Below are 18,244 nucleotides of genomic sequence, written 5' to 3' on the forward strand. Positions count from 1 at the left end.
GCCGGCCCGCGTCCAGCGTGCGGACCGCGCCTCCTCACGGCTCCCGGGGGGCCGCCGGGCGCAGGGCTGCCTCGCCCGCGGCGCGCATCGCGGCAAGGGGTGCCGGGGCGCGGCCGGTGTGCTGTTCGACCTGGAGAACGGCCTGGTGGACCAGCAGGTCGAGGCCGCCGACGACGGGGGCGCCGCGGCCGGCCCAGGCGGCGGCCAGGGCGGTGGGCCAGGGGTCGTAGAGGACGTCGAACAGAGTGCCGGGGGCGGCGGGCACGGCGGCGGCCAGGTGGTCGGTGGCACCGGCCGGGGTGGTGGCCACGACCAGGGGGGCGGTCAGGGCGTGGGCCGCGTCGGCCCAGTCGGCGGTGCGTACGCTCACCCCGAGCCGCTCGCCCCACTGCCGCATCTCGGCGGCGCGGGCGGGTCCGCGTACGTAGGCCGTGACGTCGCCCGGGCAGAGCCGGGACAGGGCGGCCAGGGCGGAGGAGGCGGTGGCGCCGGCGCCGAGGATCGCCGCGGCGGGCACGGAGGTGATGCCGCGCTCGCGCAGGGCGGCGAGCATGCCGGGGATGTCGGTGTTGTCGCCGGTACGTGTGCCGTCGGGCCGGAACACCACGGTGTTGACGGCCTCCACCGAGGCGGCGGTCGCACTGACCTCGTCCAGCAGCGGGATGACGGCCCGCTTGAGGGGCATGGTCAGCGACAGCCCCGCCCATTGCGCCGGATCGAGCTTGTCGACGAAGCCGGGCAGCGCCTCCTCGTCCACCTCGAACCGGTCGTACCGCCAGTCGTCGAGCCCGAGCGCGGCATAGGCGGCGCGGTGCAGCACGGGCGAGAGCGAGTGCGCGATGGGCGAGCCGAGCACGGCCGCCCGGTGCGCGCCGCGGGGGGTCATCCGCCGTGCTCCCTCTGGTACGCGTTGAACGCCTGGACGTTCTTCTGGTGCTCGGCGTAGCTGTTCGTGAAGCGCGTGTCGCCGGGTTTGACGGTGACGAAGTACAGCCAGTTGCCCGCGGTGGGGTTGAGCGCGGCCTCGATGGCCTGGTGACCGGGGTTGTCGATGGGGCCGGGCGGCAGACCCTTGTGCAGGTAGGTGTTGTACGGCGAGGCGTACTGCGTGTCCTTGTTCGTCGTGTTCAGCGTCGAGCGGCCCATGGCGTAGTTGAGCGTGGAGTCGAAGCCGAGCGCCATGTTCTGGTCGAGCCGGTTGTATATCACCCGGGAGACCTTGCCGAAGTCGGCGGCCTCCTGCGCCTCGGCCTGCACCAGGCTCGCGATCTTCAGGATGTCCTCCGGCGACTTCCCGAGCTTGGTCGCGCTGTTCTCCAGACCGTCCTTCGTGTACTCGGCGTTGGCCTGGTTGACCATCTGCCGGACGACGTCGGCCGGTTTCATCGACTGGGCGATGCTGTACTTGGCCGGGAAGAGGAATCCCTCCAGGTTCCCGTGCGCCCACGACGGCAGCCCCACGTTCGCGCCCTTGACCGCCGATGCGGTGGTACCCGCCTTGACGTGGAGCTTGGCGTCGATCGCCTGGTAGATGCGGGTGGCTCGCCAGCCCTCGGGGATGATCATCGCGTTCTGCGACTTCGGATCGAGCATCATCGTCACGGCGTCGGCGGCCGACATCTGGCGGTGCAGGACGTAGATCCCGGCCTGGATCGTGCGGCCCTTGGGGTTCTTGCCGGCGGCGGACGTGAAGGCCTCCACGCTTTTGACGACGTCGGCCTTCTTGAGGATGTTGCCCATGGTGGTCAGCGTGGAGCCCGTGGGGATGTCCACCTGGACGTCGCCTGTGCCCTGGCCGGAGTAGTCGGGGGCGGGGCCGAAGTGGTTCTCGTAGAAGTGGTAGCCGAAGTACGCGGCGCCGCCGAGGCCGCCGGCCAGGACGACGGCCACCACCAGGCAGGCGCAGCCACTGCGGCGCTTCTTGCCCTTCTGCGGGGCCGCGCCCGCGCGCCGCCCGGTTCCGGCCGAGGGGGAGTCGTCGTCATGGTCGTCCTCGTCGCGATCGGCGAAGAACGCGTGCTCGCGCGGGTTCTCCTCGTGCTCGGGTTCCCAGGAGCCGGTCTCCTCGGGCGCCGCGCGCAGCGGTCCCGCCCCGGCTTCCTGCGGGTGGCCCATGCCGTGCCCGGGGTCCTGGCCGGGGCCGGGACGGCCGGCGTCCTGCCGGCGGCCGGGGCCCATGCCCTGCCCCATGTTCTGACCCTGGCCCTGGCCCATGTCCTGGCCCGGGCCCATGCCCTGCCCCATGTTCTGGCCCGGGCCCATGCCCTGGCCGGGCCCGGTTCCCATCGGCCCCTGGCCGGGGCCCTGCCCCATGCCCTGCCGCCGGAACTGCGGCTGCTGCGGGGGCGGGTAGCCGCCCTGCCCGTAGAAGTCGTGCCCGCCGGTGGCGTACGGGTCCTGCGGCTGCTGCCCGCCGTAGGGGTCCTGGTGGCCGAAGGCGCCGGTCCGGTGCGATCCCGTGTCGTAGCCGTCGTAGTGCCCCTGCGGGTACTGCTGCTGGTGCTGCTGTTGGTGCTGCTGCTGGTGCTGCTGGGGGTACGGCTGCTGCTGAGGCTGCTGTTGCTGCTGCGGCTGCTGGGGATACGCCTGCTGCTGGGGGTACTGCTGCTGCGGGTACTGCTCCTGGGGGTAGCCCTGCTGCGGGTAGGGCTGCTGCCGGCCGGTGGCGTACGGGTCCTGCCAGCCGTCCTGCTGCTGGGGGTACGGCTGCTGCTGCGGTGGCTGCTGGTATCCCTGGCCCTGGTCGTACACGTCACCGAAGAGCGGGTCCTCGGGGTGCCACGGTTCCGAGCCGGAGCCCCGGCCATAGTCAGTCATCGGTCCCCTTGGTACGCGGCCGGCAGCCGGCCTGCCGACCTTGCGAAACGGGCGGCGCCCCAGGGCGCCGCCGTGTCGCGCGGAACGTTACCGTACCGCGATCAGGTGGCCACTTCGACGGTCTCGCCCGGAGCTTTGCCGGACACCCGTTCGGCCTCCAGCGCGCTCTGGAGGATGATGACGGCCGCCGCCTGGTCCACTACGGAGCGTCCCTTCTTCGCCTTGACGCCGGATGCCCGCAGGCCCTGAGTGGCCGTCACGGTGGTCATCCGCTCGTCGACGAGGCGGACCGGGACCGGTGCGATGACTTTCGCCACATTCCCCGCGAAGGTCCGGGCCTTGGCCGCCGCCGGGCCCTCGGAGCCGTTCAGCGACCGCGGCAGCCCGACGACGACCTCAAGGGGCTCGTACTCCGCCACGAGGGCGGCGAGGCGGCGCAGCGCGGCGGGCACGTCCCGCCCGGGCACGGTCTCCACGGGTGTGGCCAGGATCCCGTCGGGGTCGCACGAGGCCACCCCGATCCGGGCTTCCCCGACGTCCACGGCGAGCCGCCGTCCGCGCCGCATCGTTCCTCCCTCGCCCCCTCGCGTCACGCCTTGTCCGCCACCAGGCGCTGGACGGCCTCGATCGCCTCCGGTACGGCAGCCGCGTTCTGGCCGCCGCCCTGGGCGACGTCGTCCTTGCCGCCGCCTCCGCCGCCGAGGGTCTTGGCGGCGGTACGGACCAGCTCACCGGCCTTGATGCCGCGGTCGCGGGCGGCCTCGTTGGTGGCCACGACGGTCAGCGGACGCCCGCCCGACACCGTGAACAGGGCGACCACGGCGGGGCGGCCGCCGGTGATGCGCCCGCGGACGTCCAGGACCAGCTTGCGCAGGTCGTCGGCGCTCGTACCGTCCGGCACCGCGCCGGTGACGAGCGCGACGCCCTTGACGTCGGCGGCGGATCCGGCGAGCCCGGCGGCGGCCTGGAGCACCTTCTCGGCGCGGAACTGCTCGATCTCCTTCTCGGCGTCCTTGAGCCTGGTCAGCATCCCGGCGATCTTCTCGGGCAGTTCCTCGGGGCGGCCCTTGACGAGGTCGGTCAGCCGGGAGACGAGGGTGTGCTCGCGGGCCAGGAAGGAGTAGGCGTCGACGCCGACCAGGGCCTCGACCCGGCGCACGCCGGAGCCGATGGAGGACTCGCCGAGCAGCTTGACCAGCCCGAGCTGGGCGGTGTTGTGCACGTGGGTGCCGCCGCACAGCTCCTTGGAGTAGTCGCCGATGGTGACCACCCGCACCCGGTCGCCGTACTTCTCGCCGAACTCGGCGATCGCGCCCTGCTTCTTGGCCTCGGCGATCGGCATCACCTCGGCGGTCACGTCGAGTTCGCGGGCCAGCACCTCGTTGATCTTCTGCTCGACGTCGGTGAGGACCGTGCCGGGGACGGCGGTCGGCGAGCCGAAGTCGAAGCGGAAGCGGCCGGGCGAGTTCTCGGAGCCGGCCTGGGCCGCGGTGGGGCCGAGCGCGTCGCGCAGCGCCTGGTGGGTGAGGTGGGTGGCGCTGTGGGCGCGGGCGATGGCCCGGCGGCGCACCAGGTCGATCTGCGCCAGGACGTTCGCGCCCACGGTGACCTCGCCGACCTGGACGACGCCCTTGTGGACGCTCAGCCCGGACACCGGCTGCTGGACGTCGCGGACCTCGACGACGGCGCCGCCCTCCACCCTGATCCGGCCGGTGTCGGCGAGCTGGCCGCCGCCCTCGGCGTAGAAGGGGGTGCGGTCCAGCACGACCTCGACCTCGTCGCCCTCGGTGGCGGCGGGCGAGGGCACGCCGTCGACCAGCAGGCCGACGACGGTGGCCTCGTTGCTGTCGCGGGTGTAGCCGGTGAACTCGGTGGTGCCCGACCGGTCGGCGACCTCACGGTAGGCGGACATGTCGGCGTGGCCGGTCTTCTTGGCGCGCGCGTCGGCCTTGGCGCGGTCGCGCTGTTCCTTCATCAGCCGGCGGAAGCCGTCCTCGTCCACGGACAGGCCCTGCTCGGCGGCCATCTCCAGGGTGAGGTCGATGGGGAAGCCCCAGGTGTCGTGGAGCAGGAACGCCTGCTCGCCGGGGAGCACGCGGGAGCCGGCCGACTTCGTCTCGGTGACGGCGGTGTCCAGGATGTTGGTGCCGGCGGCCAGCGTCTTCAGGAAGCGGGCCTCCTCGGCGAGCGCCACGGACTCGATGCGCTTGCGGTCGGTGAGCAGTTCCGGGTACTGCTCGCCCATGGTGGTCAGGACCACGTCGATGAGTTCGGCGGCCACCGCCTCGTGCGCGCCCAGCAGCCGCATGTTGCGGATGGCGCGGCGCATGATGCGGCGCAGGACGTAGCCGCGGCCCTCGTTGCCGGGCACGACGCCGTCGCCGATGAGCATCATGGCGGTGCGCATGTGGTCGGCGACGACGCGCAGCGAGACGTCGCTGTCGTGGGCTTCGCCGTAGCGCACGCCGGTCAGTTCCGTGGCCTTGTCGATGACGACCCGCAGGGTGTCCGTCTCGTACATGTTGTGCACGCCCTGCAGGATCATCGCGAGGCGTTCCAGGCCGAGACCGGTGTCGATGTTCTTGGCGGGCAGGTCGCCGAGGATCGGGAAGTCCTCCTTGCCCTCCCCCGGCCCGCGCTCGTACTGCATGAAGACCAGGTTCCAGATCTCCACGTACCGCTCGTCGTTGACGGCCGGGCCGCCCTCGGGGCCGAACTCCGGGCCGCGGTCGTAGTTGATCTCGGAGCAGGGGCCGCAGGGGCCGGGCACGCCCATGGACCAGAAGTTGGGGCCCATGCCGAGGCGCTGGATCCGCTCGGCGGGCACGCCGATGACGTCGCGCCAGATCTGCTCGGCCTCGTCGTCCTGTTCGTAGACGGTGATCCAGAGCCGGTCCGGCTCCAGTCCGTAGCCACCCTTGTCCTGGGGCGTGGTCAGCAGCTCCCAGGCGTACTTGATGGCGCCTTCCTTGAAGTAGTCGCCGAAGGAGAAGTTGCCGCACATCTGGAAGAACGTGCCGTGCCTGGTGGTCTTGCCGACCTCGTCGATGTCCGGGGTGCGCACGCACTTCTGGACGCTGGTGGCGCGGTCGAAGGGCGGCTTGACCTCGCCGAGGAAGTACGGCTTGAAGGGGACCATGCCCGCGGGAACCAGGAGCAGCGTCGGGTCGTCGGCGATGAGCGACGCCGACGGCACGACGGTGTGCCCGCGCTCCTCGAAGAAGCGCAGCCAGCGGCGGCGGATTTCTGCCGACTCCATCAGTGTTCGTCCTTCCGGTTCTCGTACCCGTCGTACGTCAGGCCCCGGCGCTGCGCCGGGAGGTCGCCGTCCCGGGCGGGCAGGCCCGGGCCGTGGTCGGGGGCGGTCAGGCCCTTGGGTTCCGCGCCGCCCGGGAGGGCGGCGCCGGTGCGCAGGCCCAGCGCGTCGTGCAGTTCGCCCTCCCGCTGCGCCATGCCGGCCCGCACGTCCTGGGCGAACAGCCGCAGCCGCGCGCCGGTCTCCAGGGCGCGGTCGGCGGCGGTCGCGGCGAGGCTGTCCGGGCTGAGCCGGCGCATCGCGCGGCGCACCTTGGCGGTGGCCCACACTCCGGTGGCGGCGCCGGTGAGGAACCAGAACAGGCGGCGGAACATGGGCCTCAGTCCTTGGAGCGGTTGCGTCGGCCGCCGCGCCTGCTGGCGGGCAGCGTTTTGCCTGCCGCGGCGGTGCCGGTCCCGGCCCGGCCCGCGTCGCCGGTCCGCAGGCCCACCGCGCGCCGCACCCCGTAGCCGAACGCGGCGACCTTCACCAGGGGGCCGCCGAACGCCGTTGCGACCGTGGACGACAGCGCGGAGGCGTTGGCGGTCACCTCGGCCACCTCCGCGGTGATGGTGTCCACCCGGTCCAGCTGGGTGTGCGCCTCGCGCAGCGCGGCGCTCGCCTCGCCGAGCAGCGGGACCGCCTGCTCGGTGATCCCGGCGACCAGCTCGGTGGTGCGCCTGAGCGTCTGGGCGAGCCGTACCAGCGCGACGGCCAGGAACGACACCAGGATCGCCCAGAACACCGCAACGATGAGGCCGGCCACCTCTCCACCGGACACGCGCCGCTCTCCCTCGCCTTCGAGACCCGCCGACAGGACTCCGACCCTATCGCGCCGGACCTGCGCACCCGTACCGCATTGCCGCCCCGTTCCCTCGGGGGCCCGGCGGAGCGGCGGTCGTGACCCGGCGAAGGTCAGCGGGCGTAGAACTCGACGACCAGCTGCTCGTCGCAGACGACCGGGACCTCGTGGCGGTTGGGGTCGCGGTCGAGGCGGAAGGCGAGCAGCGGCAGGTTGACCTGCAGGTAACGGGGGGTCTCGCCGTCACCGGCCCAGCCGCCCTCGCGGGCCACCAGGAACGGGGTCTTCTCGCGGGACCGCTCGCGGACCTGGACGACGTCCTCGGGGCGCACCCGGTAGGACGGCTTGTCGACCTTGCGGCCGTTGACCTCGATGTGGCCGTGCACGACCATCTGCCGCGACTGGTAGATGGTGCGGGCCAGCCCGGCGCGCAGCACCAGCGCGTCCAGCCGGCGCTCCAGCTCGACGATCAGCGCCTCACCGGTCTTGCCCTGGACCTTCTTGGCGCGCTCGTACGCGCGCAGCATCTGCCGCTCGCTGATGTCGTACTGCGCCCGCAGCCGCTGCTTCTCCAGCAGGCGGGTCTTGTAGTCGCTGGTCTGCTTGCGGCCGCGGCCGTGCTCGCCCGGCGGGTAGGGACGGGCCTCGAAGTACCTGACCGCCTTGGGGGTGAGCGCGATGCCGAGCGCCCGCGACTTCTTGACCTTGGGACGCGACTGATTCACGTGCGTCGAACCTCCGTGTAATTAGGTAAGGCTTACCTTAGCCGAAGAGGGTGCGTGGTTCGGCCCGGGAACCCCATGCCCGACGTGCGGGCCCTGGTCAGCCGCGTCCCGTAGCTGAGGAAACGCCGCGCCGGCCCTCGGCCGCGCGGCGTGCGCACACTCCTTGACCACAGTAACCCGCCTCCCGCGCCGGCCATTCCCGGCCGCGGGGCGGCCGACCGCCGTGCCGGGCGGCCGGCGCGGGCTCACCGCCCGGGCCCACTCGGCGCGCTCATTCCTCGGGTCCACTCCGCGCGCTCACTGCACGGGTCCACGGCACGGGCCCGCTCCGCGCGCTCATTCCTCGGTGCCGGCCAGCCGCTCGCGCACCCGCTCCAGCACGTCGGCGTACCGCGCCTCCGCGCCGTAGCGCGTCGGCTCGTAGTACTGACGGCCGGCGAGTTCCTCGGGGAGGTAGCGCTGGGCGGCGATGGCCCCGGGCACGTCGTGCGGGTAGACGTACCCCTGGGCGTGGCCGAGTTTCGCCGCGCCCTTGTAGTGGCCGTCGCGCAGGTGCGGCGGCACGGGGCCCGCCTTGCCGTCGCGTACGTCGGCGAGCGCGGCGCCGATCGCCGTGGTGGCGGCGTTGGACTTGGGGGCCAGGGCGAGGGCGATGGTGGCGTGGCTGAGGATCAGCGACGCCTCGGGGAAGCCGATCATCGCCACGGCCTGCGCGGCGGCCACGGCGGTGGGCAGCGCGGTCGGGTCGGCCAGCCCGATGTCCTCGCTGGCGGAGATCATCAGCCGCCGGGCGATGAAGCGCGGGTCCTCGCCCGCGACGATCATCCGCGCCAGGTAGTGCAGCGCGGCGTCCACGTCCGAGCCCCGGATGGACTTGATCAGGGCGCTCGCCACGTCGTAGTGCTGGTCGCCGTCCCGGTCGTAGGCGACCGCGGCCCGGTCGACCGACTCCTCCAGGGTCGCCAGGGTGATGGTGGTCGCGCCCTTGGCCAGCGCCGCTCCCGCGCCGGCCTCCAGGGCGGTCAGCGCGCGGCGGGCGTCACCGCCGGCGATCCGCAGCAGGTGCGCCTCGGCGTCCTCCGGCAGCGTCACCGCCCCGCCGAGGCCCCGCTCCTCGCTCAGCGCCCGGCGCACCACGTCGCGCACGGCGTCCTCGCCGAGCGGTTCGAGGGTCAGCAGCAGCGAGCGGGACAGCAGCGGGGAGATCACCGAGAAGTACGGGTTCTCGGTGGTGGCCGCGATCAGCGTCACCCAGCGGTTCTCGACGGCGGGCAGCAGGGAGTCCTGCTGGGCCTTGCTGAAGCGGTGGATCTCGTCCAGGAACAGCACGGTCTCCCGCCCGTAGCCGCCGGACTCGCGCTTGGCGCTCTCGATGACCGCCCGGACCTCCTTGACCCCGGCGGTGATCGCGGACAGTTCCACGAAGCGCTTGTTGGTGGCCTTGCTGACCACGTACGCCAGGGTGGTCTTGCCCGTGCCCGGCGGACCCCACAGGATCACCGACGAGGGGCCGGCGGGACCACCGCCGCCCTCCCCCACCAGGCGCCGCAGCGGCGAACCCGGGCGCAGCAGGTGCTGCTGCCCCACGACCTCGTCCAGCGTGCGCGGACGCATCCGGACGGCGAGCGGGCTGGCCCCGGGATCACGCTCCTGACGGGCTTCGGCGGCGGCGGTGAACAGGTCTGGCTCCACGTACTGCAGCGTAAGCCACACCTGTGACAGCCCGGCCGGGCCGCCGGGCCCGCGGGGGACGGCCGGTCAGACCAGCGTCTTCCAGTACGACCACCAGCGGGCCAGGATCAGCGTGGCAATGATCCCGTACCACAGCACGGGGACCACCCAGTGGAACTCCAGCACCAGCGCGCGGGCGCCGGCCGGGATCTTGATGACGCGGTGCTTGATGTTGTGGACCAGCGTGTACCAGAAGACGGCGATGGTGACGACCCACGCCAGGCTGCACCACAGGCACAGGGAGCCGATGTTGTACAGCGTCTGGTACTGCAGCCAGGAGCAGAAGACGACGCCGAACAGGCCGCCGGCCTGCAGGCCCAGCCAGTACCACGTCTTGTAGCGGGCTCCGGCGAAGGCGCCCATGGCGACGGCGATCACCACGGGGAAGGCGACCAGGCCGATGATCGGGTTCTGGAACCCGAAGACGTGGGCCTGCGGGCTCTGCATGACGTTGCCGCAGGAGATGATCGGGTTCAGGCTGCACGCGGGGGTGTAGGTCTTGCCCTCGACCTTGGCCTGCAACAACTTGAACTTGTCGTCGGTGATCACGAAGGACGCGACGAGGCCCAGGGCGCCGCAGATCAGAAGCAGCCAGGTGTAGGCGCGTCCTGCCGCGATCCCCTCCGGCTCGTGCTGCTCGCTGCCGCCGTCCGTTCGTGTCTCGTCGTCAAGCGCGGATGTCGTCATGGCCGCCGTTCTTCTCGGTCCGTGGGGGTGAGCGGGCTTCCCCAATTGTGCACGAGCACCCTGTGGACGCTATAAGGCCGAAAGGCCCCCGTACACGTACGAGAGCCCTTCTCTACCCGTTCGAGCGGATCAGCGCAGCCGTTCCTTGACGGTGGCGACGAGCTCGTCGAGCCGGACCGGCGTCTGCTCCCCGCTGTCGAGGTCCTTGAGCTGGACCACGCCGTCGGCCAGGTCGCGTTCGCCGGCCACCAGGGCGAACCGGGCACCGGAGCGGTTGGCGGACTTCATGGCGTTCTTCATGCCGCGGCCGCCGTACGCGAGGTCGGCGGCGACCCCGTCCCGGCGCAGCGCGGTGACCGCGGTGAACAGGGCGCGGCGGGCCTCCTCGCCCAGCGGCACCGCGTAGACGTCGGTGGCCCGGGGCAGCGGCAGCTCCACGCCCTCCGCCTTGAGCGCGAGGACCGTGCGGTCCACGCCCAGCGCCCAGCCGACCGAGGGCAGCTCGGGGCCGCCGATCATCTCCGACAGCCCGTCGTAGCGCCCGCCGCCGCCCACCGCGGACTGCGAGCCGAGCCCGTCGTGCACGAACTCGAAGGTGGTGCGGGTGTAGTAGTCGAGCCCGCGGACCAGGTGCGGGTCGTCCTCGTACCGGACCCCGGCCGCGGTGAGCTGCTCGCGCACCTGCTCGTGGTACGCCTTGCACTCCTCGCACAGGTGGTCGGCGATCCGCGGAGCGCCCGTGAGCTGGGCACGTACCGCCGCGCGCTTGTCGTCCAGCACCCGCAGCGGGTTGATCTCGATCCGCTTGCGGGTGTCCTCGTCCAGGTCGAGGCCGCGCAGGAAGTCCTGAAGGGCGGCCCGGTAGGCCGGGCGGCACGTCTTGTCGCCGAGGGTGTTCAGCAGCAGCCGGAAGTCGCTGAGGCCCAGCGACCGGTAGGCGTCGACGGCCAGCACGATCAGCTCGGCGTCCAGCAGCGGGTCCTCGGCGCCGATCGCCTCGGCGCCGACCTGGGAGAAGTGGCGGTAGCGGCCGGCCTGCGGGCGCTCGTAGCGGTAGTAGGAGCCGCTGTACCACAGCTTGACCGGCAGGTTCCCGGCCTTGTGCAGGTTGGCCTCCAGGGCCGCGCGCAGGACGGACGCGGTGCCCTCGGGCCGCAGGGCGAGCCGGGTGCCGCCCTTGGTGGTGAAGGTGTACATCTCCTTGGTCACGATGTCGGTCGACTCGCCGACGCCGCGGGAGAAGAGTTCGACGTTCTCGAAGCCGGGGGTCTCCACGTAGCCGTATCCGGCGCGGCGCAGCGGGGCGGCGATCGCCTCGCGCACCGCGAGATAGACGGCGGAGTCGGGCGGCAGCAGGTCGTAGGTGCCCTTGGGGGCCTGGAACGTGCTCACGGCAGGTCTCGTCACAATCCTCGTCGTGGAGCCGCGTCGGCGGCTCCCGCGCCGCGGGCCGCCTCCGCCAGGTAGGGGTTGGCGGCGCGTTCGCGGCCGATGGTGGTCTGGGGTCCGTGGCCGGACAGCACGACGGTCGAGTCGTCGAGCGGCAGGCACACGCGGGCCAGCGACTCGTACAGCTCGGCCGTGGAGCCGCCGGGCAGATCGGTGCGTCCGACGGAGCCGGCGAACAGCAGGTCGCCGGAGAACAGCACCGACGGGATGTCGGCGGCCTCGGGCAGCCTGTACGTCACCGACCCCTTGGTATGGCCGGGCGCGTGGGAGACCTCGAACTCCAGGCCCGCCAGGGACAGGCGGGCGCCGTCCGTCAGCTCCCTGAGGTCGTCGGGCTCGCCGACGGTCAGGTCGCCCAGGAGCTGCTGCCCGACCGCGCGGCCGAGCCCCTTGGCCGGGTCGGTGAGCATGTCCCGGTCCCCGGGGTGGATCCAGGCGGGCACGCCGTGGGCGCCGCACACCGGGATCACCGAGGCGACGTGGTCCAGGTGGCCGTGGGAAAGGATGACGGCGACGGGCTTGAGTCGGTGCTTGGCGAGCATGTCCTCGACGCCCTGGGCCGCGAGGTGGCCCGGGTCGACGATCACGCACTCCTCACCGGCGGCGGGGGCGACCACGTAGCAGTTGGTGCCCCAGGCCCCGGCGGGGAACCCGGCGATCAGCACGTTCGTCCTTCGGTAGTCCTGGTCCGGGGCGGTGGCCCCGGGGGCGGTGTCGGCAGGTCGAAAGCCTACCGGCGGGCGTGCGGCGGCGGCGAACCCGTATCGCGCACAGCCGCGCCTCGTATCGTGCGGTGCGGCGGGCTGGACGGCACGCGCGCGGGACGCGAAGATCTGCGCACACGGCGCGTCGGCCCCGCACGGCACGTGCCCGGCCACGGGGCACGGCCGACGGCAACGAAAACAGTGGCAGCAACGACAGCACTGGCGAGCAGTGGCAAGCACTGACAGCACCGACAGCACTGGCAAGCACCGGCAACAGCGACAGCACTGACGGCGAACGACAGCAGCAACACCAACGGCAACGACATCACCGGCATCAACGATTCAACGACGGAGACGGCGAAGTGGTCACCAAGGAACAGCGGCGGCGGCAGCTCGCCCGGGAGAAGTTCGAGCGGCAGCAGCAGCGCAGGCTGGAGCAGCGGCGCAAGGCCCGGGTGCGCAATTCGGTGATCGCCGCCGTGGTGGCGGTCGCCGTGGCGGGCACGGGCGCGGCCTTCGCGGCAGGGGCGTTCAAGAGCGACAAGAAGAAGAGCGGCGACAACGCGGCCGCCACCCCGTCGGCCTCCACCTCCCCGTCCGCCTCGGCCGGCGCGAAGGCGCCCGACCCGTGCGCCAAGCCCGCCAAGGGCGCCCCGGGGACCCAGCAGTGGCACTCCGCGCCGGCCCTGTCGATCGACAAGTCCGCCACGTACACGTTCACGCTGCGGACGACCTGCGGCACGATCCCGCTGACGCTGGACGCGGCGAAGGCGCCGCAGACCGTCAACTCGTTCGCCTTCCTGGCCGGCCAGGGCTTCTTCGACCACACCAAGTGCCACCGGCTGACCACGGACCACATCTACGTCCTGCAGTGCGGCGACCCGAAGGGGGACGGCAGCGGCGGCCCCGGCTACACCATCCCCGACGAGAACCTGTCGGCGTTCGGCAAGGCGTCCGCCGACGGCAAGGTGGTCTACCCGGCGGGCACCGTCGCGATGGCGAACACGGGCGCGCCCCACTCCGGCGGCAGCCAGTTCTTCCTGGTCTACAAGGACAGCCGGCTGGCGCCCTCGTACACCCCGTTCGGCACCATCGGCGCGGACGGCATGAAGGTGCTGGACAAGATCGCCAAGGCGGGCGAGAACGACAGCAGCGGCCCCGGCGACGGCGCCCCGAACGCCACCGTGGTGATCGACAAGGCGACCGTGACCAAGTCCTGACCGCCGCCGCCCACCGCCCCGGCCTCCCGCAAGGTCGCTGATCGGCACCAATTCCGATTGGGGCGGTATCGGATGCGGACAGCCGGGTCACTGGTCGCCTATGTTGGCGGTTGGACCGGTCGGGGCCGTCGGCCAGACCGGAGGAAACTGTGGACGATGCCCGCCGGGCGCGCTTCGGCGGGGCATCACGTGGAGGAGGCGCTGTGAGCAGCGACCCGTGGGGCCGCGTCGATGAGACGGGGACCGTGTACGTGCGTACGGCCGACGGCGAGAAGGAGGTCGGCTCGTGGCAGGCGGGCGCTCCTGAGGAGGCCCTGGCCTACTTCGAGCGCAAGTACGAGGGGCTCGTCGTGGAGATCGGCCTCCTGGAACGGCGGGTGCGGACCACCGATCTCGCGCCCAAGGAAGCCCTGACGGCCATCGAGCACCTGCGGGCCGCGGTGGCCGAGGGCCACGCGGTCGGCGACCTGGCGGCGCTGGACGCACGGCTGGACGCGCTGGTGGCGCTGGTGGACAGCCGGCGTGAGGAGCGCAAGGCGGCCAGGGCCAAGCAGCACGAGGAGGCCAGGACCGCCAAGGAGCAACTGGTCGCCGAGGCCGAGCAGCTCGCGGAGAGCGAGCAGTGGCGGTCCGCGGGCGAGCGGCTGCGCGCGCTGGTGGACACCTGGAAGGGCCTGCCGCGCCTGGACCGCAAGGCCGACGACGAGCTGTGGCACCGCTTCAGCCACGCCCGCTCGGTGTTCTCCAAGCGGCGCAAGGCGCACTTCGCGTCGCTGGACGCGCAGCGCGAGGAGGCGCGGCGGACCAAGGAGAAGCTGGTCGCCGAGGCGCAGGCGCTGTCGGACTCCACGGACTGGGGGCCGACCGCAGCCCGCTACCGCGAGCTGATGGCGGAGTGGAAGGCCGCGGGCCGCGCCCAGCGCGAGGCCGAGGACGATCTGTGGAACCGCTTCCGCGGCGCCCAGGACGTGTTCTTCGCCGCCCGCTCGGCGGTGTTCGCCGAGCGGGACAGCGAGCAGCGCGACAACCTGGCCGCCAAGGAGGAACTGGTCGCCGAGGCGGAGAAGCTGCTGCCGGTGACGGACCTGAAGTCGGCCCGGGCCGCGTTCCGTTCGATCAACGAGCGCTGGGAGGCGATCGGCCACGTGCCGCGCGACGCCCGGCCGCGGATCGAGGGGCGGATGCACGCCGTCGAGCGGGCCCTGCAGGAGGTCGAGGAGAACGAGTGGCGGCGCACCAACCCGGAGGTACGGGCCCGTGCCGCCGGGCTGACCGGCCAGCTCCAGGCCGCGGTCGACAAGCTGCGGGCACAGATCGACGCGGCGCGCGCGGCCGGCAACAACGCCAAGGCCGACAAGCTCCAGTCCGAGCTGGATGGCCGGCAGGCGCTGCTGGACCAGGCGCTCAAGGGGATGCGGGAGTTCGGCGGCTGATCCGGTCGACCGGCTGACGGCCCGCGCCGGTCCGGGGTCCGCCCCGGGCCGGCGTCCGCGCGAGACGCCGGACGGACCTTCGTGGCCCGTCCGGCGTTTTCCGTGCGTTCGCCGTGCGCCGCGGCGCCTACCGCTGCTGCTGCCGGCCCGAGGTGACCCGGTAGACGTCGTACACGCCCTCCACTCCCCGTACCGCCTTCAGGACGTGGCCCAGGTGTTTGGGGTCGCCCATCTCGAAGGTGAAGCGGGAGGTGGCGACCCGGTCGCGGGAGGTCTGGACGGCCGCGGACAGGATGTTGACGTGCTGGTCGGACAGCACCCGCGTGACGTCGGACAGCAGGCGGGAGCGGTCGAGGGCCTCGACCTGTATCGCGACGAGGAACACCGAGGACTGGGTCGGCGCCCACTCGACGTCGATGATCCGCTCCGGCTGCTGGGACAGCGACTCGACGTTGACGCAGTCGGCGCGGTGCACCGAGACGCCGTTGCCGCGGGTGATGAAGCCGATGATGGGGTCGCCCGGTACGGGGGTGCAGCACCGGGAGAGCTTGACCCACACGTCGCTCTCGCCCTTGACGATGACGCCGGGGTCGGCGGTGGCCCGCCGCTTGCTGCGGCCGGGCGAGGGGGTGGTGATCTCCGCGATGTCCTCGGTGGCGCCGTCCTCGCCGCCGAGCGCGTCCACCAGTTTCTGCACGACGGACTGCGCGGTGATGTGGCCCTCGCCTATCGCCGCGTAGAGCGCGGAGATGTCGGGGTAGCGCATCTCGTGCGCGAGGGTGACCAGCGAGTCGCCGGTCAGCACCCGCTGGATGGGCAGGTTCTGCTTGCGCATCGCGCGGGCGATGGCGTCCTTGCCCTGCTCGACGGCCTCCTCGCGGCGCTCCTTGGAGAACCAGGCACGGATCTTGTTGCGGGCCCGCGGCGACTTGACGAAGCCCAGCCAGTCCCGGGAGGGTCCGGCGCCGGGCGCCTTGGAGGTGAAGACCTCCACGGTGTCGCCGTTGTCGAGGGTCGACTCCAGCGGTACGAGACGGCCGTTGACGCGGGCGCCTATCGTGCGGTGGCCCACCTCGGTGTGCACGGCGTACGCGAAGTCCACCGGGGTGGCGCCCGCGGGCAGCGCTATGACGTCGCCCTTGGGCGTGAAGACGAAGACCTCGCTCTGCGACAGGTCGAACCGCAGCGACTCCAGGAACTCGCCGGGGTCCTCGGTCTCCTTCTGCCAGTCCAGCAGCTGCCGCAGCCACGCCATGTCGTTGACCGCGTCGTCCTTCTTGTCCGAACGCGGGCTGTCGGTGCGCACCTTGGAGGCCCCGGCGACGGCCTCCTGCTTGTACTTCCAGTGCGCGGCGATGCCGTACTCCGCGCGGCGGTGCATGTCGAAGGTGCGGATCTGCAGCTCGACCGGCTTGCCGCTGGGCCCGATCACCGTGGTGTGCAGCGACTGGTACATGTTGAACTTCGGCATCGCGATGTAGTCCTTGAACCGGCCGGGGACCGGGTTCCACCGCGCGTGGATGGTGCCGAGCGCCGCGTAGCAGTCCCGGACGGTGTCGACCAGGACGCGGATGCCCACCAGGTCGTAGATCTCCGCGAAGTCGCGGCCGCGGACGATCATCTTCTGGTAGACGCTGTAGTAGTGCTTCGGGCGGCCGGTGACGGTGGCCTTGATCCTGGCCGCGCGCAGGTCCTGCTGCACCTGGTCGGTGACGACGGCCAGGTACTCGTCGCGCTTGGGGGCGCGCTCGGCGACCAGGCGGACGATCTCGTCGTACATCTTGGGGTAGAGGATCGCGAAGGCGAGGTCCTCCAGTTCCCACTTGATGGTGTTCATGCCCAGCCGGTGGGCCAGCGGGGCGTAGATCTCCAGGGTCTCGCGGGCCTTCTTCTCCTGCTTCTCGCGCTTGAGGTAGCGCATGGTCCGCATGTTGTGCAGCCGGTCGGCGAGCTTGATGACCAGGACCCGGGGGTCCTTGGCCATCGCGACGACCATCTTGCGCACCGTCTCGGCCTGCGCGGCCTCGCCGAACTTGACCTTGTCCAGCTTGGTGACCCCGTCGACCAGCAGCGCCACCTGGTCGCCGAAGTCACGCCGCAACTGGTCCAGGCCGTACTCGGTGTCCTCGACCGTGTCGTGCAGCAGCCCCGCCATCAAGGTGGCCGGGTCCATGCCCAGCTCGGCGAGGATGGTGGTGACGGCCAGCGGGTGGGTGATGTACGGGTCGCCGCTCTTGCGCTTCTGCCCGCGGTGCCAGCGCTCGGCGACCTGGTACGCCCGCTCGATCTGCCGCAACTGGGCGCTGTCGCCCTTGGGGTCGTTGCCCCGCACGATCCGCAGCAGCGGTTCCAGTACGGGGTTGTACGGGGTGGAGCGCTGCACACCGAGCCGGGCCAGGCGGGCGCGCACCCGGGAGGAGGAGGCTCCGGGGCGGGTGGGCGCGACACTGCCCGGCGTGCGCACCGGCCGGACGGCGGGCGGCGCGGGTTTCGCGGCGGACTGCCCGCTCTCCGCCGGGACGTCCGCCGCCCCGGCCACGGCGGCGGGCTCCGTCGCGCCGGCGGCGTCGAGTCGCTGGACCTCGTCTGGCAAGAGCACTCCTCACGCGAGGGGGGAGTCCCATGGTATCGACCTGCGGCGCGAGACGGGCGCCCGGAGCGTACGGGCATCCGCCGCGGGAGCCGTACGCCCCCGTACACGCCCCTGGCGCCGCTCCGGGGGCCCGGCGTCGCCCCGGGAGCGGGCAGAGGCCGTCAGGGGCTCTCAGGGCGTCCAGGGGCGCCCTGGGAGTGGCGGTCAGACGGCCACGAGGGAGTCGAGCGGGGCTCCGTCCAGTGCCGGGGCGAGCCGCTCGCGGCCGCCCAGGAAGCCGAGCTCCAGCAGCACCGCGACCCCCGCGACGGTGGCGCCGCAGCGGCGCACCAGTTCCAGGGACGCCTCGGCGGTGCCGCCGGTCGCCAGCACGTCGTCGATGACCAGCACCCGGTCCTGCGGGGTGAAGGCGTCGGTGTGCACCTCGATCTCGGCGGAGCCGTACTCCAGCTCGTACGACTGCGCCAGCGTGGCGCCGGGCAGCTTGCCCGCCTTGCGGACCGGGACGAAGCCGAGCCGGGCACGGGCGGCCGCGGGAGCGGCGAGGATGAAGCCGCGGGCCTCCAGGCCGACGACCTTCGTGGCCGCGTGCCGGGCGCACAGCCCGGCCAGGGCGTCCACCAGGGCGTTGAAGGCCACCGGGTCGGCGAGCAGCGGGGTGATGTCCTTGAAGACCACCCCGGGCGTGGGGTAGTCGGGCACGTCCCGGATGCGGGTGATCAGCAGGTCCCGCAGCTCGGCGGAGGCGGCTTCCGTCGTGGTCATCTCACTGCTTTCGTTCGGTTCGT

The 18,244-nt window shown here is 72.3% G+C and carries 15 protein-coding genes; 2 read left to right on the forward strand and 13 right to left on the reverse strand.

Features of this window, described 5'->3' with window-relative positions; translation table 11 throughout:
- Positions 1-34: 34 nt before the first annotated feature.
- From K7G61_RS06005 to K7G61_RS06055, 11 genes are all read right to left on the reverse strand, one after another.
- Positions 35-886 (reverse strand): shikimate dehydrogenase, encoded by an 852-nt coding sequence (locus tag K7G61_RS06005; RefSeq protein ID WP_225845609.1) that lies wholly within the window; start codon positions 884-886, stop codon positions 35-37.
- The gene (gene mltG / locus K7G61_RS06010; protein ID WP_225845610.1) at positions 883-2,817 is read right to left on the reverse strand and encodes an endolytic transglycosylase MltG; all 1,935 of its coding nucleotides are present in this window, start codon (positions 2,815-2,817) and stop codon (positions 883-885) included. Before mltG ends, K7G61_RS06005 begins: the two co-directional genes overlap by 4 nt.
- A gap of 101 nt (positions 2,818-2,918) precedes the next feature.
- A complete protein-coding gene (gene ruvX, locus K7G61_RS06015) occupies positions 2,919-3,383 on the reverse strand; it encodes a Holliday junction resolvase RuvX (RefSeq protein WP_225845611.1) in 465 nt (154 codons plus the stop codon).
- A gap of 23 nt (positions 3,384-3,406) precedes the next feature.
- Complete coding sequence (gene alaS / locus K7G61_RS06020) at positions 3,407-6,076, reverse strand: alanine--tRNA ligase (RefSeq protein ID WP_225845612.1); 2,670 nt, start codon at positions 6,074-6,076, stop codon at positions 3,407-3,409.
- Positions 6,076-6,447, reverse strand: a complete 372-nt coding sequence (locus K7G61_RS06025; protein ID WP_225845613.1) for a DUF6167 family protein — start codon at positions 6,445-6,447, stop codon at positions 6,076-6,078. Before K7G61_RS06025 ends, alaS begins: the two co-directional genes overlap by 1 nt.
- Before the next feature lie 5 nt (positions 6,448-6,452).
- The gene (locus K7G61_RS06030) at positions 6,453-6,893 is read right to left on the reverse strand and encodes a DUF948 domain-containing protein (RefSeq protein WP_225845614.1); all 441 of its coding nucleotides are present in this window, start codon (positions 6,891-6,893) and stop codon (positions 6,453-6,455) included.
- A gap of 134 nt (positions 6,894-7,027) precedes the next feature.
- The gene (gene rpsD, locus K7G61_RS06035; RefSeq protein WP_225845615.1) at positions 7,028-7,639 is read right to left on the reverse strand and encodes a 30S ribosomal protein S4; all 612 of its coding nucleotides are present in this window, start codon (positions 7,637-7,639) and stop codon (positions 7,028-7,030) included.
- Between the two features lie 336 nt (positions 7,640-7,975).
- Positions 7,976-9,331 (reverse strand): replication-associated recombination protein A, encoded by a 1,356-nt coding sequence (locus tag K7G61_RS06040; RefSeq protein WP_225845616.1) that lies wholly within the window; start codon positions 9,329-9,331, stop codon positions 7,976-7,978.
- A gap of 66 nt (positions 9,332-9,397) precedes the next feature.
- A complete protein-coding gene (locus K7G61_RS06045; protein ID WP_225845617.1) occupies positions 9,398-10,057 on the reverse strand; it encodes a vitamin K epoxide reductase family protein in 660 nt (219 codons plus the stop codon).
- A 129-nt stretch (positions 10,058-10,186) separates the two neighbouring features.
- Positions 10,187-11,449, reverse strand: coding sequence for a histidine--tRNA ligase (hisS, locus tag K7G61_RS06050; RefSeq protein WP_225845618.1), 1,263 nt, complete (start codon positions 11,447-11,449; stop codon positions 10,187-10,189).
- A gap of 11 nt (positions 11,450-11,460) precedes the next feature.
- The gene (locus tag K7G61_RS06055; RefSeq protein ID WP_225845619.1) at positions 11,461-12,171 is read right to left on the reverse strand and encodes an MBL fold metallo-hydrolase; all 711 of its coding nucleotides are present in this window, start codon (positions 12,169-12,171) and stop codon (positions 11,461-11,463) included.
- A gap of 401 nt (positions 12,172-12,572) precedes the next feature.
- Between K7G61_RS06055 and K7G61_RS06060 the strand changes: the two genes are divergently transcribed.
- The gene (locus K7G61_RS06060) at positions 12,573-13,430 is read left to right on the forward strand and encodes a peptidylprolyl isomerase (RefSeq protein WP_225845620.1); all 858 of its coding nucleotides are present in this window, start codon (positions 12,573-12,575) and stop codon (positions 13,428-13,430) included.
- A gap of 203 nt (positions 13,431-13,633) precedes the next feature.
- Positions 13,634-14,863, forward strand: a complete 1,230-nt coding sequence (locus K7G61_RS06065; RefSeq protein WP_225845621.1) for a DUF349 domain-containing protein — start codon at positions 13,634-13,636, stop codon at positions 14,861-14,863.
- A 127-nt stretch (positions 14,864-14,990) separates the two neighbouring features.
- Here the strand turns inward: K7G61_RS06065 and K7G61_RS06070 are convergent, their stop codons facing one another.
- Entirely contained in the window at positions 14,991-17,456 is a 2,466-nt protein-coding gene (locus K7G61_RS06070; protein ID WP_263983969.1) for a bifunctional (p)ppGpp synthetase/guanosine-3',5'-bis(diphosphate) 3'-pyrophosphohydrolase, read from the reverse strand.
- Between the two features lie 204 nt (positions 17,457-17,660).
- Positions 17,661-18,221, reverse strand: a complete 561-nt coding sequence (locus K7G61_RS06075; RefSeq protein ID WP_225845622.1) for an adenine phosphoribosyltransferase — start codon at positions 18,219-18,221, stop codon at positions 17,661-17,663.
- Between the last annotated feature and the right edge of the window lie 23 nt (positions 18,222-18,244).

Origin of the sequence: Streptomyces sp. HPF1205 (assembly GCF_020400825.1) — a bacterium.
Lineage (GTDB): Bacteria > Actinomycetota > Actinomycetes > Streptomycetales > Streptomycetaceae > Actinacidiphila.